Origin of the sequence: Thermus albus (assembly GCF_022760855.1) — a bacterium.
GTDB lineage: Bacteria > Deinococcota > Deinococci > Deinococcales > Thermaceae > Thermus > Thermus albus.
Genome location: NZ_JAKTNR010000001.1, coordinates 187,940 through 209,771, shown reverse-complemented (window position 1 = coordinate 209,771; position 21,832 = coordinate 187,940). Strand labels below are relative to the sequence as shown.

23 protein-coding genes and 1 other RNA gene are annotated in these 21,832 nt (G+C 64.3%); 8 read left to right on the top strand and 16 right to left on the bottom strand.

Translation table 11 applies throughout. From position 1 onward, the window contains the following. Window positions 1-540: 540 nt before the first annotated feature. Window positions 541-1,131, top strand: a complete 591-nt coding sequence (locus tag L0D18_RS01085; RefSeq protein ID WP_243026816.1) for a TIGR01440 family protein — start codon at window positions 541-543, stop codon at window positions 1,129-1,131. Here L0D18_RS01085 and L0D18_RS01080 read toward each other — a convergent pair. The 8 genes from L0D18_RS01080 to L0D18_RS01045 are packed head-to-tail and all read right to left on the bottom strand — an operon-like array spanning window position 1,094 to window position 9,058. Then, complete coding sequence (locus L0D18_RS01080; RefSeq protein ID WP_243026815.1) at window positions 1,094-2,152, bottom strand: pyridoxal-phosphate-dependent aminotransferase family protein; 1,059 nt, start codon at window positions 2,150-2,152, stop codon at window positions 1,094-1,096. The genes L0D18_RS01085 and L0D18_RS01080 overlap by 38 nt on opposite strands. Window positions 2,153-2,161: 9 nt before the next feature. Then, window positions 2,162-2,950, bottom strand: a complete 789-nt coding sequence (locus L0D18_RS01075; RefSeq protein ID WP_243026814.1) for an NADH-quinone oxidoreductase subunit B family protein — start codon at window positions 2,948-2,950, stop codon at window positions 2,162-2,164. 8 nt (window positions 2,951-2,958) lie between these two features. Then, entirely contained in the window at window positions 2,959-4,269 is a 1,311-nt protein-coding gene (locus L0D18_RS01070; RefSeq protein WP_243026813.1) for a hydrogenase large subunit, read from the bottom strand. Continuing rightward, window positions 4,257-5,603, bottom strand: a complete 1,347-nt coding sequence (locus tag L0D18_RS01065) for a proton-conducting transporter transmembrane domain-containing protein (RefSeq protein ID WP_243026812.1) — start codon at window positions 5,601-5,603, stop codon at window positions 4,257-4,259. Before L0D18_RS01065 ends, L0D18_RS01070 begins: the two co-directional genes overlap by 13 nt. Window positions 5,604-5,605: 2 nt before the next feature. Beyond that, the gene (locus L0D18_RS01060) at window positions 5,606-6,238 is read right to left on the bottom strand and encodes a hypothetical protein (protein WP_243026811.1); all 633 of its coding nucleotides are present in this window, start codon (window positions 6,236-6,238) and stop codon (window positions 5,606-5,608) included. Beyond that, window positions 6,226-7,080 (bottom strand): respiratory chain complex I subunit 1 family protein, encoded by an 855-nt coding sequence (locus L0D18_RS01055; RefSeq protein WP_243026810.1) that lies wholly within the window; start codon window positions 7,078-7,080, stop codon window positions 6,226-6,228. The genes L0D18_RS01060 and L0D18_RS01055 overlap by 13 nt, the downstream gene beginning before the upstream one ends. Beyond that, on the bottom strand, window positions 7,077-8,732 hold the full coding sequence (locus tag L0D18_RS01050) for a proton-conducting transporter transmembrane domain-containing protein (RefSeq protein WP_243026809.1): 1,656 nt from the start codon (window positions 8,730-8,732) through the stop codon (window positions 7,077-7,079). Before L0D18_RS01050 ends, L0D18_RS01055 begins: the two co-directional genes overlap by 4 nt. Continuing rightward, window positions 8,729-9,058: an ArsR/SmtB family transcription factor gene (locus L0D18_RS01045; protein ID WP_114311451.1), complete on the bottom strand. Its 330-nt coding sequence runs from the start codon at window positions 9,056-9,058 to the stop codon at window positions 8,729-8,731. Before L0D18_RS01045 ends, L0D18_RS01050 begins: the two co-directional genes overlap by 4 nt. Before the next feature lie 99 nt (window positions 9,059-9,157). Between L0D18_RS01045 and L0D18_RS01040 the strand changes: the two genes are divergently transcribed. Next, window positions 9,158-10,012 (top strand): hypothetical protein, encoded by an 855-nt coding sequence (locus L0D18_RS01040; RefSeq protein ID WP_243026808.1) that lies wholly within the window; start codon window positions 9,158-9,160, stop codon window positions 10,010-10,012. Here L0D18_RS01040 and mscL read toward each other — a convergent pair. Next, on the bottom strand, window positions 9,966-10,346 hold the full coding sequence (mscL, locus tag L0D18_RS01035) for a large conductance mechanosensitive channel protein MscL (protein ID WP_243026807.1): 381 nt from the start codon (window positions 10,344-10,346) through the stop codon (window positions 9,966-9,968). The genes L0D18_RS01040 and mscL overlap by 47 nt on opposite strands. A 221-nt stretch (window positions 10,347-10,567) precedes the next feature. Here mscL and L0D18_RS01030 point away from each other — a divergent pair, with 221 nt between their 5' ends. From L0D18_RS01030 to csaB, 3 genes are all read left to right on the top strand, one after another. Then, a complete protein-coding gene (locus L0D18_RS01030; protein ID WP_243026806.1) occupies window positions 10,568-11,698 on the top strand; it encodes an ABC transporter ATP-binding protein in 1,131 nt (376 codons plus the stop codon). Window positions 11,699-11,872: 174 nt separating this feature from the next. Continuing rightward, window positions 11,873-13,573 carry a DUF5693 family protein gene (locus L0D18_RS01025; RefSeq protein ID WP_243026805.1) on the top strand — a complete coding sequence of 567 codons (1,701 nt, stop codon included), beginning with the start codon at window positions 11,873-11,875 and terminating at the stop codon, window positions 13,571-13,573. Further along, on the top strand, window positions 13,558-14,550 hold the full coding sequence (csaB, locus tag L0D18_RS01020) for a polysaccharide pyruvyl transferase CsaB (RefSeq protein ID WP_243026804.1): 993 nt from the start codon (window positions 13,558-13,560) through the stop codon (window positions 14,548-14,550). The genes L0D18_RS01025 and csaB overlap by 16 nt, the downstream gene beginning before the upstream one ends. On the opposite strand, the gene L0D18_RS01015 is transcribed toward csaB, so the two are convergent. The 4 genes from L0D18_RS01015 to miaA are packed head-to-tail and all read right to left on the bottom strand — an operon-like array spanning window position 14,525 to window position 18,710. Further along, window positions 14,525-15,634, bottom strand: a complete 1,110-nt coding sequence (locus tag L0D18_RS01015; RefSeq protein ID WP_243026803.1) for a hypothetical protein — start codon at window positions 15,632-15,634, stop codon at window positions 14,525-14,527. The genes csaB and L0D18_RS01015 overlap by 26 nt on opposite strands. Window position 15,635: 1 nt before the next feature. Beyond that, the gene (locus tag L0D18_RS01010; RefSeq protein ID WP_243026802.1) at window positions 15,636-16,379 is read right to left on the bottom strand and encodes a 3'-5' exonuclease; all 744 of its coding nucleotides are present in this window, start codon (window positions 16,377-16,379) and stop codon (window positions 15,636-15,638) included. Continuing rightward, complete coding sequence (gatA, locus tag L0D18_RS01005) at window positions 16,379-17,794, bottom strand: Asp-tRNA(Asn)/Glu-tRNA(Gln) amidotransferase subunit GatA (protein WP_243026801.1); 1,416 nt, start codon at window positions 17,792-17,794, stop codon at window positions 16,379-16,381. The genes L0D18_RS01010 and gatA overlap by 1 nt, the downstream gene beginning before the upstream one ends. Window positions 17,795-17,801: 7 nt before the next feature. After that, window positions 17,802-18,710, bottom strand: a complete 909-nt coding sequence (gene miaA, locus L0D18_RS01000; protein WP_243026800.1) for a tRNA (adenosine(37)-N6)-dimethylallyltransferase MiaA — start codon at window positions 18,708-18,710, stop codon at window positions 17,802-17,804. Window positions 18,711-18,728: 18 nt separating this feature from the next. On the opposite strand from miaA, the gene L0D18_RS00995 reads away from it, so the two are divergent. Beyond that, the gene (locus tag L0D18_RS00995) at window positions 18,729-19,136 is read left to right on the top strand and encodes an Hsp20/alpha crystallin family protein (protein WP_243026799.1); all 408 of its coding nucleotides are present in this window, start codon (window positions 18,729-18,731) and stop codon (window positions 19,134-19,136) included. Here L0D18_RS00995 and L0D18_RS00990 read toward each other — a convergent pair. From L0D18_RS00990 to L0D18_RS00980, 3 genes are all read right to left on the bottom strand, one after another. Then, window positions 19,130-19,708, bottom strand: a complete 579-nt coding sequence (locus L0D18_RS00990; RefSeq protein ID WP_243026798.1) for a thymidine kinase — start codon at window positions 19,706-19,708, stop codon at window positions 19,130-19,132. The genes L0D18_RS00995 and L0D18_RS00990 overlap by 7 nt on opposite strands. A gap of 302 nt (window positions 19,709-20,010) precedes the next feature. Then, entirely contained in the window at window positions 20,011-20,226 is a 216-nt protein-coding gene (rpmE, locus tag L0D18_RS00985) for a 50S ribosomal protein L31 (RefSeq protein WP_243026797.1), read from the bottom strand. 79 nt (window positions 20,227-20,305) lie between these two features. Beyond that, on the bottom strand, window positions 20,306-20,527 hold the full coding sequence (locus L0D18_RS00980) for a hypothetical protein (RefSeq protein ID WP_243026796.1): 222 nt from the start codon (window positions 20,525-20,527) through the stop codon (window positions 20,306-20,308). A 312-nt stretch (window positions 20,528-20,839) separates the two neighbouring features. Here L0D18_RS00980 and rnpB point away from each other — a divergent pair. Both rnpB and mraZ read left to right on the top strand, forming a co-directional pair. Next, window positions 20,840-21,207, top strand: an RNA gene (gene rnpB / locus L0D18_RS00975) — RNase P RNA component class A. 186 nt (window positions 21,208-21,393) lie between these two features. Further along, window positions 21,394-21,828, top strand: coding sequence for a division/cell wall cluster transcriptional repressor MraZ (gene mraZ, locus L0D18_RS00970; RefSeq protein WP_114313287.1), 435 nt, complete (start codon window positions 21,394-21,396; stop codon window positions 21,826-21,828). Window positions 21,829-21,832 lie beyond the last annotated feature (4 nt).

The following is a 21,832-nucleotide window of genomic DNA, read 5'->3' as shown; positions in this document are numbered from 1 at the left end:
GTAACGAGCCCCGGTTGCCCAGAGCCGGAGATCACCGCAGGCCAAAGTCGCACCGACTGGCGTCGGGGTATTGGCATGGACGTTCACGTAGGTGCTTCCCTCCGGCAGCGAGGCAGTAGGCAGCCGGGTATAGGCCACCGCCCGACCGTTAGCATCAGCCACCAAGGAAGTTAGCCCGAGAATCTGGTCCCCGTTCTGCTCCTTGCACGTGGCGTTGCCCCCGCGATTGAAATGTATATGGTTGGCATAGGTTCCGGACCCTGGCCTTAGGCCCTCTAAAAAGACAAACACCTCCAGCCCCCCCTGGGGTTCCACCAACACCACCGCCCGCCCCTTAAGGCCTTGACCCGCAAGGTCAGCCAGGTAGACCTCGGGCTTCCTTCCCCCTTGGCCCAAAGCCAAAACCAAAATCCCCAGCGCTAAAAGCCCTAGCCCCAATCCCCGCAGCCACCGCATACCCTCCACCTCCTTTCATCGTTTACTACGCCAACCTAGGGCAGGATGGATGCATCGCCCCGCGGGGAGGAGTAGGCTTGAAACATGGAAGGCATTCGCAAGGCTGCAGAGAGGGCGATTTTGGACTTCCTGGAGGCATTCCCCATGCCCAAGGGAAGCCTCTTTGTCCTGGGGGGTTCCACCAGCGAGGTCCTAGGGGAAAAGGTGGGCACAAGGCCCAGCCTCGAGGTGGCCGAGGCCATCCTGAATGGCCTCCTTCCCCCGCTCTTGGAACGGGGCGTGTGGGTGGCGGTCCAGGGGTGCGAGCACCTGAACCGGGCCCTGGTGGTGGAAAGGGAGGCCGCCCGGGTTTACGGGCTAGAGGAGGTCACGGTCTTCCCCCACCCCAAGGCGGGAGGAAGCTTGGCCACCATGGCCTTTCTCCGGTTTAAGGAGCCGGTCATGGTGGAATCCCTTAAGGCCCAGGCCCACGGGGGCCTGGACATTGGGGGCGTCCTCATCGGTATGCACCTCCGGCCGGTGGCCGTGCCCCTGAGGCTTTCCCTACGCAAAATCGGGGAGGCGGTTTTGATCGCCGCCAAGACCAGGCCTAAGCTGGTGGGCGGGGCGCGGGCCGTCTACACCAGGGAGGAGATGCTTACGAAGTTGGAAGAATATCGGCAAAAGCCTCTCTGAAAAGGGCCGCAACCCCCAGGGCCTCGTAACGGTCGTAATGGCCCATGAGGGAAAGGCGAAAGATTCGTCCCTTGAGCGCCCCTTGCCCGCCAGCGATCACCGCCTGCCTCTTGGCAAAGGCCTCCTTCACCGCCCGGTAGGGCACCCCATCCGGCAGATGGAAGGCGGCCACCGCTGGGCTTGGCACCTTGGGCAGCGGCCTAAGCCCAAGCTCCTCCCCCACCCGGTAAAGGAGGTCGTTCTGCCAAGCCTTAAGGGCCAGGTGCTCAGCAAGCCTGGGCACCACCTCCTCCAGCACCGCGGCCACCGCCCCCACCAGGTTGATGGCTGGGGTCCAGGCGCTCTCCCCTTCCCCCTGGGCCTTAAGCTCCCGGGAAAGGTCGTAGTAGTACCCTCGGGGGCGGAGGGCCTCCAGGGCCGTGGGGCTTAGAGCCACGAAACCCAAGCCCGGCGGGCACATGAGGCCCTTCTGGCTACCGGAGGCGGCGGCGTCCACCCCCCAGGCCTCGAGGGCCACCTCCCGCACCAGGAGGCTCGTCACCATGTCCGCCCCCACCAAGCCTTCAGGGTTGGCCTCCTTAAAGGCCCTTGCCAGGGCGGGCAGGTCCACCAGGGCCCCGGTGGAGGTCTCCGAATGGACCAGAAGAAGCCCCCGGTACCCGGGCCTCGCCACGTGCTCGGGGTGGGGCACCTCCCCATAGGCTAGGGAAAGCCGGTCCACCCTTAGCCCCGCGCTTTCGGCGATCTCGGCAAAACGCTCGGAGAACTTCCCATAGACCGGTACCAGCACCTTTTCCCCGGGGGCGAAGAGGTTTTGCACCAAGGCCTCCATGGCCAAGGTGCCGCTTCCCGTAAGGACCAGAACCTCCCCTTGGGTCTGGAAAGCCTTCTTGAGAAGGTCCCTGGCCTTTAGGAAAACTTCCCGGGCCGGCTCCGTGCGGTGGTGGAGCTGGGGGCGGGCCAAGGCCTCCAGGGCCTTAGGGTGAAGCCGAACGGGTCCAGGGGTGAGGAGCCACTCCATGGGAAAAGTTTAGCGTACCACGCCCCCTACCAGGCGCTGGACCACCCGCCCCGTGAGGAGTAAGAGGCCGTGGAGAATGGCCCCGGGCCTGGGTGGGTCCCCAGGCACGTAGACATCCACGGGAACCACCCTATCCACCCCCGCCCACACCTCCTGGCTTTCCGCAAAAACCCCGCCGGCGATGGCCTCGTTGCCCACCGCCACCACCCCTTTCGGCTCCGGCATGGCCTGGTAGGTGCGCTCTAGGGCCTCGGCCATGTTGCGGCTCACGGGGCCGGTCACCAACAGGGCATCGCCATGGCGGGGCGAGGCCACCACCTGGAAGCCAAACCGGGCCATGTCGTTAAAGGGGTTCCCCAAAAGGGCAATCTCGGAATCGGTAAGCCCCGTGTCCCCGGCGCTCACCTCCCGGAAGGCCAGGGTGGGAAGGCGCAACTCGGGCCGTGGTGGCGGGGGTGGCCCAGGGTCCAGGAAGGCTTGGGCCGCCAGGTCCACCCGTTGCACCAGGTCTTCCCGGCGAACCACGGCCACCTCCAGGGTCTTCATCTCCCCCACGGCCTCGGGGTAAACCAGGGCGCACCGCCCACACCCCACGCAGCGGGCTAGGTCCAAGCTGAAAACCCCTTCTTCTTCAAAGAAGGCCCCGCTAGGGCACAGGCCCACCAGTCCCTCCCGGGCTTTCTGAGAGAGCCCCTCGGGCTTCAAAAGGGGATATCCGAAGGCATGCGGGGGTATCTGGAGAATCTCCTCCAGGCCCTTTGCCAAAACCCCGATTCTAAGCGTGTGCCACAAGCTCATGCCACCCCCTAAAGGTCATTCCCTGCGTAAGAAAGGTCAAAGGATTTGTTGCATAGGGGGAAATCGGGCAGACCCTCACCCCGCACCGCCAACTCCAAAGCCCTCCAGTTCTTAAAGCTAGGGTCCACCCCCTCCGCTTGAACCACCTTTCCTCCCGCAAGCTGCACAAACCAGAAGACCTCGCCTCGGCCCGCCTCTACCCGAGCGATTCCCTCTCCGTCCCCAGGAGGAACCTCCACAGCTAAAGGCCCTTCGGGCAACTGGCGCAGAAAGTGCTGAGCGTAATCCAAAGCCTGAAGGGCTTCCTCCGCATACACCTGGGCCCTGGCCAAGACATCCCCACCTTGCCGCACCACAGGAGCAAAGGAGGGGTAGAGGGGATCATCCTGGCGCAGGTCCCGCCCCACCCCGCTCGCCCGGGCCGTGGGCCCCACGAAGCCCAAGGCCAACGCCTCCACCCGCCGCACCACCCCCACGTAGCGTATGCGATCCAGCACCTGGGGGTGCTTAAGAAGCCGGGGCAAAAGCCAATCCAACTCCTTTTGGTACCGCGATAGGGCCTCGAGGTCCGGCCTGCCTTCCTGCCACACCCCTCCCACCCGGATGAAGTTGCGGCCATAGCGGTGGCCCGTGAGGCGGTCCACCTCCCCTTGCAGAAGGGCCCGTATCCGCCCCACCTGGGTGGCGCCGTAGGCGTAGCCGATATCGGTGAAAAGGCCCGCCAGGTGGCCCAGGTGGCCAAAGGCCCGCTCCAGCTCCAAGGCCGCCCGACGCAGGTACTGCGCGCGGGGGGGAACCTCTATCCCCAAGGCCCTCTCCCAAGCCTCCGCAAAGGCCAGGGCGTGGGCCACAGGCTCACCCCCCGCCCGTTCCGCCAGGAGCAGGGCCGCCTCTGGACCTTTGCCCGGCATGATCCCGAGGAGGCCCCGGTGCTGGTAGCCCAGGCGGATCTCCAGGTTAAGGATTCGCTCCCCAAGAACGCTAAAGCGGAAGTGGCCGGGCTCAATGATCCCCGCATGCACCGGGCCCACCGGCACCCCGTGCAGGTGGGGAAACTCCCGGAAAGCATAGGGAAGGTCGTGCCGCCTTAAAGGTCTTAGCCCGGGATGCCCCACCAGCTCTAATCCCCTTTCCCAAAGGGCCCGCTCAAACCAATCCAGGGAGGGGAACTCCGCGGCCAAACTAGGTAAACGCCTTCCCTGGCCCAGGCGGAAGGCCTCGAGGCTCCGCCTGCGCTCCACCAGCAAAAGCGCCCCCTCGCCGTAGGGGAAATAGGCCACGGACCTACCCTCCTGCAGGGCCTCCTTTACGGCTTCCACAACACCACCTCCAGCGCCTTAAACACCTCCACCGGGGGTGAGACCCCAGGAAGAAGGAGCAGGAGAAGCAAAACCCAGAGCAACCAAAGGTCCAGCCCCCTTCCCCCTAAGGGTTTTCCTTGACCAAAACCCATTTGGGCCATGGGGTATAAGAGACCAGCAAAGGCCAGCCCCAGCCCCACCAGGTAGGGAACCCCCAGCCAGGGCGATTTCATGGCTACCTCCACCGCCTTGAACTCGGCGAAAAACAGGGGAAAGGGAGGAAGCCCCCCCAAGGCCACCAGGGAAAGGATAAAGGGCACACCCAAGGCAGGGGTATGGAGGACCAGGCCTCCCACCCGCCCCACCTCCTTGGCATGGCTCAGGGCCAGAATCCCACTGGCTCCCAAAAACGCCAACGTCTTGCTCAAAGAGTGGGCCAGGGTGTGGAAAAGGGCAAGCCAGGGAAGACCCAGGCCCAGGGCAAAAACGGCGAGGCCCATGTGTTCCATGCTGGAATAGGCGAGAAGCCTCTTGTACTCCCTCTGCCCAAAGAGAAACAAGGCCCCAAACACTAGGCTCAAAAGGCCAAAGGCCAAAAGAAGCCCGGAGGCAAAAGGGAAAAGCCCCGCCGCCTGCATAAGGGCGGTGTAGCGCAAAAGGGCGTAAAAGGCCACGTTGAGAAGGGTTCCCGAAAGGAGTGCGGAGGCCGGCCCCGGGGCCTCGGCATGGGCATCGGGGAGCCAGGCCTGGAGGGGAAAAAGCCCCACCTTGGTACCGAAGCCCACCAAGAGGAGGGCAAAGGCCACCTTAAGCCCCTCGGGATTGGCCTCCCCCACCAAGGACCGGACCTCCCCCCAGTCCAAGGTGGCCCCGCCCACCAAGGCGTACACCAGGATGACCCCAATGAGCCCCATGGCGATGCCCACACTGCCCAGCATGAGGTACTTCCAGGTGGCCTCCAGGGCCCTTGCCCCTCCCTTGTGGTAGACCAGAAGGGCCGAGGCCAGGGTGCTCCCCTCCACGAAGATCCAAAGCACCCCTAGGTTGTGGGCCAGGTACGCCCCGTGGGCCGAGACCAGGAAAAAGGCGCCCGCCCAATAGAACCGCCAAGCCTCCTCCCGGGGAAAGTAGCCCCGGGCGAACAGGGCCACCAACCCGTAGATGAGGTCCGTCAGGAGGAGGTAAAAGAGCCCCACCCCATCCAATCGGAAAGGGCCCGCCGCCGTACCCAAGAGGAAAGGGGCAAGGAGCAAGCCCAGGAAGGGGACCAGAACGGAAAGCTGCACCAGCAAGGTGGTTTCCCTGCGAGCCAAAAAGACCATCAAGGGCAAGAAGACCAGAAGATACAGCACCCCTACCCCCTTAAGGAACGCATCCGAGCCGTGTCCACATGCCCCATCTCCCCCTTGATGCGGAAGATGAGGATCCCCGCCAAAAACACGGCGGCAAAGGCATCCAAGGCCACCCCCAGCTCCACGAAGAGGGGAAGGCCGTGGCTCTCAGAAAGGGCCATGAGGAAAACCCCATTCTCCAACGCCAGAAATCCCAGAACCTGGCTGATCGCCTTTTTCCGGCTAACCATGGAAAGAATCCCCAACAGGACCAGGGCCAAGGCCACGGGCACCCCTTGGGGCAAGGAAGCTTCAGGAAGGACGAACACCTTTCCCACCCGGAAGGCCAAGGCGGTAAGGAGCCCAGCCAGAAGAAGGGACAGCGAAACGGATAGGTACCCCTCCACCTCGTGGCTCACCTCGAGGCGGTCTATAAGCCAGAACAGGTACCAGGGTATGAGAACCCCCTTGACGGCGAAAAGGGCCAGGCCTGCCACGATAAAGTGCACCTCGCCTCCCGCAAGGGCAAAGGAAACCAAGGCCAAGAGGATGTTCTGCAGGGCGTAGAGCCGGATGATGGCGTCCAGGCTACGGCGGCTTACCATCAGAAAACCGGTGGCCAAAATGGCCAGGACCAAGGTGTTTAGAAGCGCCATATTGCCCCCAAAAGCGCCAGAACCCCGAAAAGAGTGTTGTACGAGAGAAAGTCAGGAAGCCTGAGGTAGCGAAGCTTTACCCCGTAGGTCTCCAGGTAGGCCAACACCAAGACCCAGGCCCCCACCACCCCCAGGAAGACCAGGGGCTTGGACCCCGGCAACAACAAGGCCATCAACCCCGCGTAAAAGAGCATCTTAAGCGAGCCAGCAAGCTCGTACAAGGCCAAAAGAGGCCCGCTATGGTCCAGGACCTGCGCCTCGTGGATCATGGTGAGCTCCAGGTGCGTGGTGGGGTCGTCCACCGGCATCCTGGCCCCCTCGGCCAGAAGGGCCAGGGCCAGCGAGGCCAGGGCCAGCAGCAACACCAAGCTGTTCTCCACCCCAAGCTGGGGCAGGCCGCTCAGGGAAAACCCCTCCCCCAGAAGGACCGCCCCCGCCAAGGCCATAAGCGTTCCTGGTTCCGCCAACACCGTGACCACACCCTCCCGGTAACTTCCCTGGGCCCCAAAACTGCTACCCGCATCCAAAGCCGCCAGCATTTGAAAAAAGCGGCCCAAGCCCAGCAGGTAGAGGGCGAGGAGAAAATCCCCCCTGAAGGCCAACCCAGGGAGCACGGGCAACAAGGCCAAGGCCCCAAGGGTACCCAGTAGGGCCATGATGGGCCCGAGAAGGAATAGAGGGGTGGTGGGGTGGGGCACCACCCAGACCTTGCGCCAGAGCTTGGCCAGATTCCGGTACTCCATGAGGGGGCTTGGCCCCTGCCGATGGGTAAGCCTAGCCTTGAGCCACTTGACGGTTCCCGAAAAGAGGGGAGCCAAAAGGAGGGCCAAAAGAGCCGTCATAGCAAAACCACCCCCAGGACCACCACCAAGGTAAGGAGCTGCAGAAGAAGGTAAAGGTGCAGGCTCCCCGACTGAAGGGTCTGGACCAAGGCCGCAAGGCGGCTATAGGCCCGCCCCACGCCGGCGTATACCTCGGCCAAGGGTTCCTCCAAGCGGGGATGTTCCCCCACCCTAAGGCGAAGAAAGGGGAACAGGCGCAGGGCGGGCTCGGCAAAACCCAGGCCGTTGGGTTGCATCCTGGGGGTTAGGGGCTGGAAACCGCAGTCCCAGGTGCCGTACACCCGCTGGGGCAGTTGCCGAATCCTACGGTAGAAGACACCGGCCAAAAGGCCAAGGAGGACCAAGAGAAACCCGTTGGGATAGGTGTGGATCCCCAGGGGATCCAATACCAGCCCAGGCGCCACGGCCACAAGGAGGAGAAGCCCTGCCAACGCGCCAAGCCCCAGGCGCATCCCCCTGGCCCAGTGGAGCCCCGCCTCGCCTCGAGGCAACCCCAAAAAGGCCAGCCCGAAAAGGCGCACGTAAAAGTAAAGGGCCAAGGCCCCCACCAAGGCCAAGGCCCCGGCGGCCAGGGGCATCAGGAAAGGCCCCTGCAAAAAGCCTTGGTAAAGTTGCCACTCCGCAAGAAAAACAGGGCCAGGAGGCAGGCCAGCCCCCGCCACCATCCCCCCTAAGGCCAAAGCTCCGAGACCAGGGGCCTTACGGAAAAGCCCACCCAGGTGGGAAATCCGCCGCTCCTCCAGAGCCCCTGCCCCCAGGAAAAGAAGCCCTTTGAACAAGGCGTGGGCCACCTGCTGGAGGAAGAAGGCCCCCAGGAGCAAGGGCATAGGCTTAAGAAAATACGCCCCCAAAGCGGAAAGCATGAGGCCCAGGTTTTCCACGCTGGAGTAGGCCAAAGCCCCCTTTAGGTCCTCCTCCCCCAGACCCCGCACCAGGGCATACACCGCACCCAAAAGCCCCAGAAGAACCAAGGCCCATCCCACCCAAGGCGGAGGGGGACCGAACCAGTACTGGGACTGGTACAACCCCAGAAGGCCCAGTTTAGTCATGGCCCCAGAGAGCAGGGCCGACACCGGGCTGATGGCCACCGGGTGGGCTTGGGGCAACCAGGCATGGAAGGGGAAGAGGGCTGCCTTCACCCCAAAGCCTAAAAGAAGCCCCGCCCAGACCCAGTCAGCCCCCAGATGCCCGTGCCCCAGGAAGGCCAGGTAAAGCCCAGCCCCAGAAAGCCGGCTAGCCAGGAAAAAGGCCCGGCCCCCCACCAGGGCGTTCGGCCCCTCGAGGGCAACCAGGAAATAACCCAAGAGGGCCATGCCCTCCCACAAAAAGAGGAAGCCGAACCCCGGGGAGGTCAAGGCCACCCCCGCCATGCTAGCCAAGAAAAGGGGAATAAGAAGGCTATAGAGGTGCGCCTCACGAGGGTGATGGGCTAAATACGCAGGAAGGTAAGGGGCAAGGCCCAGGGTCAGGGCCCCGAGGAGGAGGAGGTAGAGGAAAGGAGCACCCCATCCCAAAGCCCAACCCATCCCCCCCAGCGCCACCCACGCTAGGCCCGCCAAGCCCAGGGAGAGGGAAAGCCCCCGGAAACGCCAGGGGGTCCCAGCGGACACCACGGCCAAGCCCAGGGGCAAGAAGGTCCAAAGGGGGCTCATTCCTCCTCCCTAAGGGCGTCCAGACGCTCCCTCTCCGCCTCGAGGTGGCGTTCAAAGATCCGCCGTCCCAGGTCCAAAAAGGCGTAGACCTCCGGATCCCGGGTGCGGTAGTAAACCATCTGCCCCTCCCGCCTGGCCTCCACCAACCCCCGCTCCCGAAGCAGGGAAAGCTGCCGAGAGAGCACGGACTGCTCCGCCCCAAGCTCCCGCTGGAGGGCGGAAACGCTCTTCTCCCCTTCCCTTAAAGCGTCCAGGATGGCCAGGCGCAAGGGATGGGCCAAGGCCTTGAAGAAGGCCGCCTTATAGCGGTGCAGGGCGCTTGGCATATCCCTCTCCTTGTGCATATGTGTAAAGTAACATATGGCCATGTTAAAACCCTGGTCCACCCTCGTCAAGCCCCACGTGGTACCATGGGCCCTCAGGGTATGCCGTATTTCCGCCTGCGCTTCCGGGCCCCTGCTTCCGACACGTACCTCCTTCCCCTGCCCCAGGACCTCCCCGGGCAAAAGGTCGGGGATCTCTTCCTATCCCGGCGAGCCGAAGCCATGTACGAGGACCGGGGCAACCTCCTGGCCCGGTTTCCCCTCGAGGCGGAAGAGGCGGTGGAGGTCCGCTTCCACCTGGATACCTATCCCCTGAACCCCGCCCCTCCCTGGCGCAAGGTGCTTCTTGGGGAACCCCCAGAGGCCTGGCCGGGTATCCTGGCCCGCAGAGGACATAAGGTAGAGCGGGCCCTAGGCTTTCTCCTTTCCGGAAAGCCCCACACCTGGTTCTTGGTGGACGGCACGCCCCTAGACCCTTTCCTGTACCAAGCCTTCCTGGAGCACCCAGGCCAACTCCTTCCCCTCGGCGTAGCCCCTGATCCCCTCACCTACCTGGGAGGCCACGAGGGAAAAAGGTTGCTGCTCTTAAAGACGCCCTGGCCAGGAGAGGAAACCCTCCCATGGGACACCCTCCATTCCCTGGCCAAAGACCCTTTGCCCCTCCTCCGGGGCCTGGCCTTTGGCGCCCTGGGCCTCTCCGCCCTGGGCTACCCCACCGGGCCCTGGCCCTACCTGCCTTACCTGGGGCTCCTCGCCTGGCGGCAAGGCCCTGCCCTAAAAGCCCTTTTTCTACGATCCCCCCGCCACGCCATAGAAAGCCTCCTCTTTCACGCCTTTGCCCTCACCGTAACGGCAAACCCCAGGCCCGAGATCGGCCTGGGGTACCTGGCGCTCTTTCTCTGGAACCGGCTTAGGCCTTCCGCCTTAGCTCCTCAAGAATCTCCCGAAGAAGCTTGACCTCCTCGGGGGGCTCAGGAGGAGAGGGTGGCGCCGCCTCCTCCGCCTTCTTGCGCCGCTTCTCAAGCTCCTGCATGGGCACCACGATCAAGAAGTAGATGGCGGCACCCACCACCAGGAAGTTCACCACCGCATTGATGAACTTCCCAAGAGCTATAGGCCCCAGCTTGATGGCGGAAAAATCCGGAGCACCACCCAACGCCCCAATCAAAGGCGTGAGGACATCCGCCACCAAGGAGTTCACCACCTGGCCAAAGGCGCCGCCGATGACCACGGCCACCGCCAGATCCACCACGTTGCCCCGCATGATAAAGTCCCGAAAACCTTTTAACATCCTCCCACCTCCAGAATCAGAGAATCGCACCGGTCGGAGTCCGCGGACCAGCTTACATTATCCACCCGTGTGTGAAAGTTCTGTAAAAAGATGCTGGAGCTCCCCCAGGGTCCGTACGAGGCCCCTGGGGTGGTGTAGAATGCCCAAGAACCCCCGATGGGCCAAGGTCAGCCCAAAGGGCTACCTTGCGGGCTCAAAGCGCGGGGCCTAGGAGGTAAAGCATGGCCAAGGTTAGACTGGAGCACGTTTGGAAGCGCTTCGGCAAGGTGGTGGCGGTAAAGGACTTCAACCTGGAAACCGAAGACGGGGAGTTCGTGGTCTTCGTGGGCCCTTCGGGCTGCGGCAAGACTACCACCCTGCGCATGATCGCCGGCCTCGAGGAGGTCTCCGAGGGGCGCATCTACATCGGCGACCGCCTGGTGAACGACGTCCCTCCCAAGGACCGGGACATCGCCATGGTCTTCCAGAACTACGCCCTCTACCCCCACATGAACGTCTACGAGAACATGGCCTTTGGCCTCCGCCTGAGGCGCTACCCCAAGGAGGAGATCGACCGCCGGGTGAAGGAGGCCGCCCGCATCCTCAAGATTGAGCACCTCCTAAACCGCAAGCCCCGGGAGCTCTCCGGCGGCCAGCGCCAGCGGGTGGCCATGGGCCGGGCCATCGTGCGGGAGCCCAAGGTCTTCCTCATGGATGAGCCCCTCTCCAACCTGGACGCCAAGCTCCGGGTGGAGATGCGGGCGGAGATCGCCAAGCTGCAAAGGCGGCTTGGGGTCACCACCATCTATGTGACCCACGACCAGGTGGAGGCCATGACCTTAGGCCAGCGCATCGTGGTCATGAAGGATGGGGAGATCCAGCAGGTGGACACCCCCCTGAACCTTTACGACTTCCCGGCGAACCGCTTCGTGGCCGGCTTCATTGGCAGCCCCTCCATGAACTTCATCCGGGCTGGGGTGGAGGTGCAGGGGGAAAGGGTGTATCTGGTGGCCCCAGGCTTCCGGGTCCGGGCCAATCCCGTCCTGGCCCAGGCTCTAAGGCCCTACGGGGGCAAGGAGGTCTGGATGGGCATCCGCCCCGAGCACCTGGGTCTTAAGGGCTACACGGTGATCCCCGAGGAGGAGAACGTCATCTGGGGCGAGGTGGAGGTGGCCGAGCCCCTGGGAGCAGAAACGGAGATCCACGTGAGCGTGGACGGAACCGTTTTGGTGGCCAAGGTGGACGGCCACGCCCCGGTGAAGCCTGGGGATCGGGTGGAGCTTCTCGCCGACACCTCCCGCCTCCACGCCTTTGACGCGGGAAGCGACGAGACCATTGGCCACGCCCAGGAAAAGGCTACCGTGAGCCGCTAGTTCTGGGACGGAGAGGGGGTGGGGAGAAACCCTCCCCGCCCTTTATCATGAAAGGGTGAGCCGACGGGATAAGCTCTTTATTGGAGGCATTACCAACGGAAACACCAGCAGCAGAACCACCTTGGCTTGCTCCCTAACCCAGGCCTGGGCCCACCCAACATCCCTGGGGGATCTATGAAACTCCTCCTCAATGCCCTCCTCCTGCTGGCCCTCATCCCCTCCCTCCTGGCCCTAAAACCCCGGCTCCAGGCGGAGCGCCCCGGCCCCGTGGTGCTGGTGGTGGATGCGGAGGCCCTGCGGGAAGAAGCCCAAAGCCAAGGGAAAAGCCTTCTGGAGGTGCTGGAGGCTTACCGGGCCTTGGGAATCGGGGGTGTGGCCTTCCCGGAGCGTTTTGTAAAGGACTGGGTAAGCCAAGGGGTACTCCTCTACCGGGGTGGGAGAGAGCTTTTGGAGGCAGGCCTTCCCGCTAAACCCGGGTGGTTCTACCTCAAGGGGGAGCCTTGGCTCGTAACCCATCTGGCCACAGCCTATGACCTACCTACCGAACGGCTTGGCCCTTGGCTGGGATTCCCCTTGGATGTCCAGGCCTTCCCCGCCTTTTATCCCTTGGAGGAGATCCGGGCCGCCAAGGAGGCAGGCTTCTTTGTGGTGGTGCGTCCCATCAACCAGCGCTACCGGCGCCTGGACCCCTCCTTGCCCCTCGTCCCCAAGGAGGCGGATGCCGTGGTCTTCGCGGGCCTCGAGGCCCTGGGCTATCCCCACCGCCTGGAGGATGCCAAGGACCTAGTCCCAGTCCCCGTGGCCCTCATTGAGGGGACTCCCCAGCCGGGGCTTACCGCCTACCAGGAGAAAGGCACCCTTAGGCTATTCAGCCTCCGATACGAGTGGCAGCTCACCCTAACCCCCGAGGAGGCTGCGGACAAGTACGTGCTGGCCTCTCGGGAACGGGGCCACCAGCTCCTCTACCTCCGGCCCTACCCCTACCGCCAGGACACGGAACGCTTCCTCAAGCGGATCCGGGAGGGCCTAGAAGCCAGCCACATCCCCCTGGGCCAGCCCCGGGTCCGGGGATTCACCCCAAGCCCCCTTCGCCATGCCGCCTGGGTGGGGGTAGCCTCGGGGCTAGGCCTCCTGGCCCTGGGGTTACCCATCTACGGGCCCTGGGTGGCCTTCCTTCTCCTTCTCCTGGCCCTGGGGTATGCGGGGAGCCAAGCGGGGGCCCTTCTCGCCGCCTTGGTTTTCCCCGTGCTGGGCTTCCTCGGCCCCCGGAATGGCCTATGGATGTGGCTTCGCGCCTTAGGCTACGCCCTGGCGGGGGCGGTTTTCCTCTCGGCCCTGGGCTCCACTCCAGAAACAGTGTTGGGGCTTCAAGCCTTCAGGGGCGTTTCCCTCACCCTTCTGGCGCCCCCCCTCCTGGTGGCCTTTAGCTTCATGAGGGGGAACTACAAGGAAACCCTAACCCGGCTTTTCCTCCATCCCTTGCGCCTGGGAGAGGTGGCCTTGGCAGGGCTCGCCCTTCTTCTCCTGGCCCTGGCCCTTCTGCGCCGGGGCAATGATGCCCCCCTCGTTCCCGAACTGGAGCTCAAGCTTAGAAGTTGGCTCCAGGACGTCATGGTCCGGCCCCGTTTCAAAGAGGTCTTCGGCCACGCCCTTTTTCCCCTAGCCCTCCTCCTCCCCTGGCCCAGGTGGGTGCAAAACAGCCTCCTCTTCCTCGCCGCCCTGGGGGTGGCCTCTATCCTGAACACCTTCAGCCACTTCCACACCCCCCTTCCCATTTCCTTTTTCCGGGTGGTGAACGGTGCCCTCTTGGGCCTCCTCCTAGGGCTTCTCGGGGTTATGCTGGTAAGGAGGCTTCGGGCATGGTGGTTGGGGTAGCGGGGTACTACGGGTTCAAGAACGCGGGGGACGAGGCCATCCTCGAGGCCATCGCCCGGGAGCTGAAGGCCCGGGGGCACCGGGTCTTGGCCCTTTCCGGCGACCCCAAGCAAACCGCCAAGGAGCACGGTATCCGGGCCGCCCACAGGCTCAATCCCCTAGCCCTCCTCCAGGCGAACCTCTGGCTTTTGGGCGGGGGCGGGCTTTTGCAGGACGCCACCAGCTCGCTAAGCCTTCTTTACTACCTGTCCGTGCTCCGGGCCGCGCGTTTCTTCCGCAAGAAGGTGGTGGTCTTCAACCAGTCCCTAGGCCCCCTCTCCCCTTGGGGGGAAAAGCAGGTGGCGCGGGCCCTAAGAGGGGTACCCCTGATCCTTCGGGACCAGGATTCCTGGGAATACGCGAAGCGCCTGGGCCTATCCCCCACCCTGGGTGCCGACCCCGCCCTTCTCCTTACCCCACCCCCTGTAAAGCGGGAGGAGGACCTGGTCCTGGTTATCCCTAGGGCCGGGGTGGGGGAACAAGCCCTAAGAAACCTCTACATCACCGCCAACCACCTATTCCACGAGGGGAAAAGGGTCCTGGTCCTACTTCTCCAACCCGGCTACGACGACGAGGTGGCCAAGGTGTTCTATCTCCACCGTATTGAGGCCACCTCGGACCCCAGGCGGGTCCTCTACCTGGCCGCTCAGGCGGGGTACGTGATCTCCATGCGCCTCCATGGCCTTATCCTGGCGGCAGCCGCGGGCACCCCCTTCGCGGCCCTTTCCTACGACCCCAAAGTGGCCGCCTTCGCCAAGGAAACCGGCGCCTACTACCAAGAGCTTCCCGGCGACCCCATTAAGCTTTCCAAGGCCGCCATGTATGGCCGCTACCCCGACTGGGACAAGGTGGCCGCCCTAAAGGAGAGGGCCCGGCAAAGCTTTGATCTGGCCTTGGGCGAGGCCAGCCCCGTCAAAAAACCCCACGGACACGGCTGAGCCGGCCCTTCAATCCCTCGGCGAAGGCCTGGAGGTCGGAAAGCGCCTCTTCCACCCCCTGTCTGAGCAGGAACTCCCCTGGGGAGAGGCGCTTGAGCAGGAGAAAGGGAGGCTGGGAAAGTACCTCCACCCCCTGGCGCACCACCTCGGGGACAAGGCCCTCCTCCAGGGCCTCCGCCTCCAAGTCCGCCAGCAAAAACACCTCCCCCATGGACTTCCGGGAGAGCAAAAGGAGGAAGGCGGCGAAGGCTCCGCGCTCGGAAAGCTCCGCCACCAGCCGGTCCTCCAGGGACTCCACCGCCTCGAGGTCCACAAACCCTTCCCGCAACAGATCCTCCAGGTCCAAGGGGGAAAGGGGGAAGCGGGCCTTGAGACGCACCAGGCGGCTCACCGCCTCCGGGGAAAGGTATCCTACCCCTTCCGGCACCCCCTCCTTTTGCGACTCCGGCGCCAAAATGGCCACGTAAGCCCCTTGCTGTCGGAAGGTTTTCAGCAGGGCCGGCTCCCCCTCCCCTGGACGCAACAGTACCAAATGCACCTGGCGGCGCCCCAAAGGGGCTTTGTATACCCAGGGCGGGCCTCCCTCCAGGAGGAAGCCCAGCCGCCTCAACTCCTCGGTAACCCCCGGAGGCTCCAAGGCCCTTTGCGGCTCGTTGGGGAAAAGAACCTCTCTGGGATAGGGAGTAACCCGCACCCGCCGCTTCTCCGGCTTGGGATCCCCCATCTCCTTGGGGTCCTTCCCGGAGTTGACCGGCCTGGCTTCCCGCTTCTCGGGCGGGGCCACTTCCCTGGACTCCGCCTGTCCGAGCCGGGGCAGGCCCCTGGGAGCGGCCTTAAGTTCCACCTCTTCGCCGCGGAAGTGGAGGAGGATGGTTTCGTTCACAGCAAGGCGGCGTTTCTGATAGTAGGGCAAAAGCCCCCGCACCACCCCCTGTTTCCAATCCACCTCCCCCTCGTACACCTCCCCATCCTCGTCCACGAAGCGCACCCGCTCCTTGCCGAGGAGATGCTGACGGAGGGAAACGGTCAAGGCCATGGTGCCCGTTTGAATACAGGTGCTGGTCAGCACATAGCGCGCGGTCATATCACCTCCCAAAGTCCGTCAAAGGGCGGGGAATCCCTGAAGTGAGCATATAATACACCTCAAAGGCCACGGCAAGGGTGCGCTCCACATCCCCCAGGGCCCGGTGGGCTTCCCTAGGAGGAAGCTCCAAGACTTGGGAAAGAGCGTCCAGGCCGTAGCGCTTGAGGCCGGGCATGGCCCTTTTGGCCAGGCGGATGGTGTCCACCACCGGGTTCTCCAGGGCGTAGCCCATGCCCTCCAAGGCGGGCCGCAAGAAGCCCAGGTCAAAGCTGGCGTTCTGGATCACCAAGGTGGCCCCTTGCAAAAGGGGGTAGGCCTGCTGCAACACCTCCTGGAGGGAAGGGGCCTCCTCCAGCTGCCAGGCGCGAATCCCGGTAAGCCTCTCAATGAAGGGGCTGGGAGGGCGGCTTGGGCGTACCAGGCTCTGAAAGCTCCTCCGCTCTCCCCGCTCCAGCCGCACCAGGCCCAGCTCGATCACCTCGTTGAGGCCAGGGGAAAGCCCCGTGGTCTCCAGGTCCAAGACCACCACCGCCTCCCCAGGATGGGGAAAAGGGTAATGCCATTCCCAAAGCCCCACCTCCTCCCCCAAGAGGAAGCGCCCGTCCAAAAGGGGCCGCACCACCGGCTCCACCGGACCCCTAAGGCCCAGGGCCTCCCCCAGGACGGGAAGGGGCAAGGGCCTGCCCTCGGCCCGAAGCCTTCGCGCTAGGCGGGTAGCCAGGCGGTGGCGGAAGAAGGCATCCACTAGAAAGCCTCGCCTAAAGGGGTACGAAGGAAAGCCCGGTCCGTAGCCTTTTCAAAAGCCAGGGCCACCTGCAGGAGGAGCTCATCCCTACCCCAGGGGGCGAAAAGCTGGAGGCCCACGGGAAGGCCATCCTCAAAACCCGCGGGGAAGGATAAGGCGGGAAGGCCCGCCAGGTTAGCCCCCACGGTGTAGAGGTCCTCCCGGTACATGGCCAGGGGATCGGGCCTCCCCCCCAAGGGAAAGGCAGGGTGGGGGGTGGTGGGAAGAAGGAGGAGGTCCACTTCTTGGAAAAGGGCCTGGGCCTCCGCCTTAATCCGCCTGCGGAAGGCCTGGGCCCGGCCGTAATAGGCCTCGTAGTAGCCACTGGAGAGCACGAAGGTGCCCACCAGGATGCGGCGTTTGACCTCGAGGCCAAACCGGGCCCGGGTTTCCTCCACCACCCGCCAAAGCTCTTCCCCTTCCGCCCGGAAACCGTAAAGGGTCCCGTCGTAGCGGGCCAGGTTGGAGCTGGCCTCTGCGGGAGCCAGGATGTAGTAGGCGTTGAGGGCCAGGGGCAGGGAAGGCCAGGAAACCTCCTTTACGAAAAACCCCAGACCCCGGAAAACCGCCAAGGCCTCCTCCAAAGCTCCCTCCACCCCGGGGCTGTTCCCGGAAAGCCCCTCCCGCACCACCCCAAGCCGCAGGGAGGGCAGGGGCGCTTCCAGAGCCTCCTGGAACCTGGGCCTGAGGTCCAGGCTGGTGGCGTCCAAAGGATCGGGGCCGGAGATGGCGTCCATGAGGAGGGCCAGGTCCTGCACCGAGCGGGCCATGGGACCGATCTGGTCCAGGCTGGAGGCGTAGGCGATGAGGCCATAGCGGCTTACCCGGCCGTAGGTGGGCTTGAGGCCGTAAACCCCACAGAAGGCCGCGGGCTGACGCACGCTTCCCCCCGTGTCCGAGCCCAGGGCCAAAGGGGCCAGATCCGCCGCCACCGCCACCGCACTTCCCCCACTGGACCCGCCGGGCACCCGGGTAGGGTCAAAGGGATTCCTGCTGGGGAAGAAGGCGGAGTGCTCGGTGGAGGAACCCATCCCGAACTCATCCAGGTTGGTCTTGCCTATGACCAGTGCGCCAAGGGCCTTTAGCCGGGCCACCGCTGTGGCCTCATAAGGGGGTAGAAAACCCTCTAAAAGCCGGCTTCCCGCAGTGGTTCGCATCCCCCTGGTAACGATATTGTCCTTCACGGCCACGGGAAGGCCGGCAAGGGGAAGGCGGGGGTCCAGGGCACGGGCCTCCTCCAGTACCCCCTCGTTTACGGTAAGGAACGCTCCCAGTCCTGGGTCCAAGGAGCGGATCCGCTCCAGGTAAACCTGGGCCACCTCCAGGGGGGATACCTCCCCTTGCGCCACCTTAGCGCGGATCTCGTGGGCCAACATGCCCCTACTATAGCCGGAAGTGAAGGTTAAGCCAGTCGCGAAAACCTAGGTAGGCCTCCTCCCCACCCCTCGGCAAGTAGGTGACGTGGCCGGGCTCGCGCCGGAACCAGGTGTACTGCCGCCTGGCGTAGGCCTTCACCGCCTGGATATCCCGGGCCAGGGCTTCCTCCAGGCCGTACTCCCCCCTCAGGTACCCCACCACCTCCTTGTAGCCAATGGCCTGGAGGGCGGTGGGCATGGTGGGGTACCGCTGCAAAAGGGCCTTTACCTCCTCCACCAAGCCCCGGGCGAACTGGCGCTTGGCCCTTTCCTCCAGCTTGGGGAAAAGCCAACCGCGCTCGGGCCAGAGAACCAGCTTCCTGTAGGCAAACCGGGGCGGGCGAGGGGGAAAGCGGGCAGGGGGGATTCCCGTGCGCCTCACCACCTCCAAGGCCCGCACCAGCCGCCTGGGGTTTTTATCCACCCGCAGGGCATCCTCCGGGCTCATCCGGTAAAGCTCGGCCACCAAGGCCTCCAGACCCCTTTCCTCCAGCTCCCGCCAAAGGGCTTCCTGCACCTGGGGATCGGGTGGCGGCAGGGTGGGAAGCCCCTGGGAAAGGGCCCGGATGTAGTACCCCGTCCCCCCCACCACCAAAGGGATGCCTCCCCGGGCCAGGATATCGGCGATGGCCGTTTCCGCCAGCTCCACCCAGCGCACCACACTCAGGACCTCCGAGGGATCCAGGATGTCCACCAGGTGGTGGGGCACCTTCCGCCTCTCCTCCGGGGTGGGTTTGTCCGTGCCGATGTCCAGACCCCGATAGACCATGGTGGCGTCGGCGGAAACCACCTCGAGGGGAAGCTCCTCCCCAAGCCTCAAGGCCAGGAGGGTCTTACCGCTTCCCGTAGGCCCCGCCAGAACCGGTATCGCCTGCACATCCCTTATGCTAAGGGCATGCTGGAGCGCCTAGACCGCCTGGAAACCCTGCGTAAGCTAAAAGAGCTGCAGGAGCGCATCGCCGAGCTGGCCTACCAGCTCACCGGGGAGGAACCCGCCGCCTGGACCCCTAGGGTGGACCTCCTGGAAGACGAGGAGCACTATATCCTGTTGGTGGACCTACCTGGCGTGCGTCCCGAAGACCTAGAGCTTCTGGAGGAGGGAAGCCGCATCACCCTGGCGGGCATCCGCCACCCCTCGCCTGGGGTTTACCTCCTGGAGGAAAGGCCCATGGGCACCTTCCGCCGTACCCTGGACCTCCCCGGGCCCATAGAGGAAGGCACCGCCCAAGCCAGCCTGCGCCAGGGGGTTCTGGAGGTCCGCTTTAAAAAGCGCCAGGGGGCCAGCCTGCCCCTCTCTCAGTAGTCCACTTGGTGGCAGGCCCGGCACCGGGGCTCGTAGTGCTCCTTGGCCCCCACCAGGATGATGGGGTCCGTGTACCGGGCCGGTTTGCCGTCCACCAAGCGCTGCGTACGGGTGGCCGGGGCTCCGCACTGGGCGCAGATGGCGGTGAGCTTCTCCACGAACTCCGCCCGGGCCAGAAGCTCCGGCATGAGGCCAAAGGGTTCCCCACGGAAGTCCAGGTCCAGCCCCGCCAGGATCACCCGCACCCCCTGCCGGGCCAGTCCCTCCGCCAAGGGCAAAAGGCCGGCATCCAGAAACTGCACCTCGTCCACGGCCACCACCTGGGGCCAGGGGGATAGGTACGCCTCTATTTCCCTGGCCTCGCCCACGGGGATGGCCTCCACCCGCTGGCCGTCGTGGCTCACCACTTGGCTTTCGTGGTAGCGGGTATCCAGCCTGGGCTTGAACACCAAAACCCGCTGCCGGGCGATAAGGGCCCGCTTGACCCGGCGGATGAGCTCCTCGCTCTTGCCGGAGAACATGGGCCCGGCTATGACCTCAATCCAACCTTGGCGGTGCACTACCGGAGGCATCCTGCCCTGGATTTTACCCGGGGATAGGGTAACCCCAGGCCACGCCCCTGAACCTCAGGTCAAGGTGTCCACCAGCACCTCCAGGGCATGCGGCAGAAGGCCACCTTGGCCCCGGCCCAGAAGGCAGGCAGCTGCCCGAGGGCGAAGACCGCCTGCTCCCGGGGGCCATTAGGACCCCTGGGCCCAGCTTCCCCTGGAGGTACGCCAGGGAGGACCAAGCAAGGAAACCCTCTTCCTGAAGCTTTTAGGAAGAGGAAACGAGGCCCCGAAGGGCCTCGTCTTTCCCCAACGTAAGCGTAGCCTCAGCGCCCCTTGCGGTAGGAATCCCCGTAACGGCGCTGGAAACGCTCCACGCGGCCTTCCGTGTCCACAAAGCGTTGCTGCCCCGTGAAGAAGGGGTGGCAGTGGCTGCAAACCTCCACGTGGATTTCGGGCCGGGTGGAGTAGGTGTGGATGACGTTGCCGCAACCGCAGATGATGCGGGCGGGAACCAGCTTGGGGTGGATGCCTTCCTTCACGTTTCGCCTCCTTTCGCACGGTCTTGGCCGTGCGCAAAACCGCCTCCTAGTTTAACCCTTGCCCTGGCTTGCCGCAAGCCTACGGCGGGGGCAGACGCCGCCACCTGGGGCCGAAGAGACTTCGGCGGAGGCGCTCCCAGGCCACCCAAGCCGCCCCGAGGCCTACGGCCAGGGCCATAAGAAGCCAGATCACCCCCAAAACCCCAAGCCCCACCAAGGCCAGGAGAAGGAGCAGTGACGACTCCCCGTTCTGAAGAACGAGGCTTCTCAGGAATGATGAGACTGCTTGCACAGTGCCCATCCCTGAAGGCTCCGTCCGAGCCCAGAAAAAACCTTGACTCCGTATCGGCAGGCGAGCGCAATGCTCAAGCTCTGCCACGGGTGGACGGTGCTTCCGGTCCACGGGCATATCATAGCACACCTACCACAAAATGTGCCATGTGCCTCTGCGGGACACGTGGGGGAGTTAATGTAGCTTCGCTGACCCATGTATCCCCGGTCCAAAAACCGGGGGATTATAACCCCCTACACCCCCCTTTGCTCTAAGGGCCAATACCAAGGAACCCGCACCCCTTCACTTTACCCCAAAACCGGGCTAGAATGGAGGATGCCCCAGGACAGGGGGGCGGTCGCGCCCGGGAGCCGAACCTCCCGGGTGAGGAAAGTCCGGGCACCATAGGGCAGGGTGCCAGCTAACGGCTGGGCGGGGTAACCCGACGGAAAGTGCCACAGAGAAAAGACCGCCAGCGGCCAGGCTAGGCCTGGTGCGGGCAAGGGTGAAACGGTGGGGTAAGAGCCCACCGCGCCTCCTGGCAACAGGGGCGGCACGGCAAACCCCACCCGGTGCAAGGCCCAGTAGAGGGGAAGGGCTTGCCCGGCCCGCCAGAACCCCTGGGATGGGCTGCTTGAGGCCGGCGGCGACGCCGGTCCCAGAGAGATGACCGCCGAAAACAGAACCCGGCTTACGCCCTGTCCTGGGGCTCCCCAAGCTTCGGCTTGGGGTTTTTTCTGGTGGCAAGAGTGGGACGTAAGTGGGACCAGGGTGGGAGATGGTGGAAAACTGTGGGAGATCTATGCTATACTCCCTAAGGAAAACCCTCTTGTGGGTAAGGACCTTTTGGGTAACCCGAACCTCCAAAAGCCCCAGAGGGTGGGACCAGGTGGGAAATGCCCTTCGGCGAGTACCAGTACAGCCTGGACGACAAGGGGCGGGTGGTGATCCCCGGCCCCTTCCGGGATTTCCTCGAGGACGGCCTGGTGCTCACCCGGGGGATGGAGGGGTGCCTCTATGTCTTCCCCTCCGATCGCTGGCGGAAGATTGAGGAGCAGCTGGTCAACCTCCCCCTCACCGACGCCCAGGCCCGGGCCTTCGTGCGCTTCTTCTACTCCGGAGCCTATAAGACCCGCATGGACAATGCTTCCCGGGTCCTGATTCCCCCTCCCCTCCGCCAGTTCGCCGGCCTCCAGGAAGGGGGTGAGGTGGTGATCGCCGGAGCCCCGGGGAGGCTGGAGATTTGGAGCCAGGAGCGCTGGTGGAAGACCATAGAGGAGATCATGCAAAACCCACCGGCCCCCGAGGCCTTGCGAGGACTTATTGGATAGGAGA

Coding starts and splice junctions, on each gene's coding strand:
- L0D18_RS01060 (WP_243026811.1), bottom strand. CDS start 6,238: ATGGCGCTTCTAAACACCTTGGTCCTGGCCATTTTGGCCACCGGTTTT.
- csaB (WP_243026804.1), top strand. CDS start 13,558: ATGGTGGTTGGGGTAGCGGGGTACTACGGGTTCAAGAACGCGGGGGAC.
- L0D18_RS01085 (WP_243026816.1), top strand. CDS start 541: ATGGAAGGCATTCGCAAGGCTGCAGAGAGGGCGATTTTGGACTTCCTG.
- L0D18_RS01040 (WP_243026808.1), top strand. CDS start 9,158: ATGCCGTATTTCCGCCTGCGCTTCCGGGCCCCTGCTTCCGACACGTAC.
- L0D18_RS01050 (WP_243026809.1), bottom strand. CDS start 8,732: ATGAGCCCCCTTTGGACCTTCTTGCCCCTGGGCTTGGCCGTGGTGTCC.
- gatA (WP_243026801.1), bottom strand. CDS start 17,794: ATGTTGGCCCACGAGATCCGCGCTAAGGTGGCGCAAGGGGAGGTATCC.
- L0D18_RS00980 (WP_243026796.1), bottom strand. CDS start 20,527: ATGGGCACTGTGCAAGCAGTCTCATCATTCCTGAGAAGCCTCGTTCTT.
- L0D18_RS01015 (WP_243026803.1), bottom strand. CDS start 15,634: ATGACCGCGCGCTATGTGCTGACCAGCACCTGTATTCAAACGGGCACC.
- L0D18_RS01075 (WP_243026814.1), bottom strand. CDS start 2,950: ATGAGCTTGTGGCACACGCTTAGAATCGGGGTTTTGGCAAAGGGCCTG.
- L0D18_RS01025 (WP_243026805.1), top strand. CDS start 11,873: ATGAAACTCCTCCTCAATGCCCTCCTCCTGCTGGCCCTCATCCCCTCC.
- L0D18_RS01080 (WP_243026815.1), bottom strand. CDS start 2,152: ATGGAGTGGCTCCTCACCCCTGGACCCGTTCGGCTTCACCCTAAGGCC.
- L0D18_RS00990 (WP_243026798.1), bottom strand. CDS start 19,708: ATGCCTCCGGTAGTGCACCGCCAAGGTTGGATTGAGGTCATAGCCGGG.
- L0D18_RS01045 (WP_114311451.1), bottom strand. CDS start 9,058: ATGCCAAGCGCCCTGCACCGCTATAAGGCGGCCTTCTTCAAGGCCTTG.
- mscL (WP_243026807.1), bottom strand. CDS start 10,346: ATGTTAAAAGGTTTTCGGGACTTTATCATGCGGGGCAACGTGGTGGAT.
- L0D18_RS01055 (WP_243026810.1), bottom strand. CDS start 7,080: ATGACGGCTCTTTTGGCCCTCCTTTTGGCTCCCCTCTTTTCGGGAACC.
- L0D18_RS01030 (WP_243026806.1), top strand. CDS start 10,568: ATGGCCAAGGTTAGACTGGAGCACGTTTGGAAGCGCTTCGGCAAGGTG.
- mraZ (WP_114313287.1), top strand. CDS start 21,394: ATGCCCTTCGGCGAGTACCAGTACAGCCTGGACGACAAGGGGCGGGTG.
- L0D18_RS00995 (WP_243026799.1), top strand. CDS start 18,729: ATGCTGGAGCGCCTAGACCGCCTGGAAACCCTGCGTAAGCTAAAAGAG.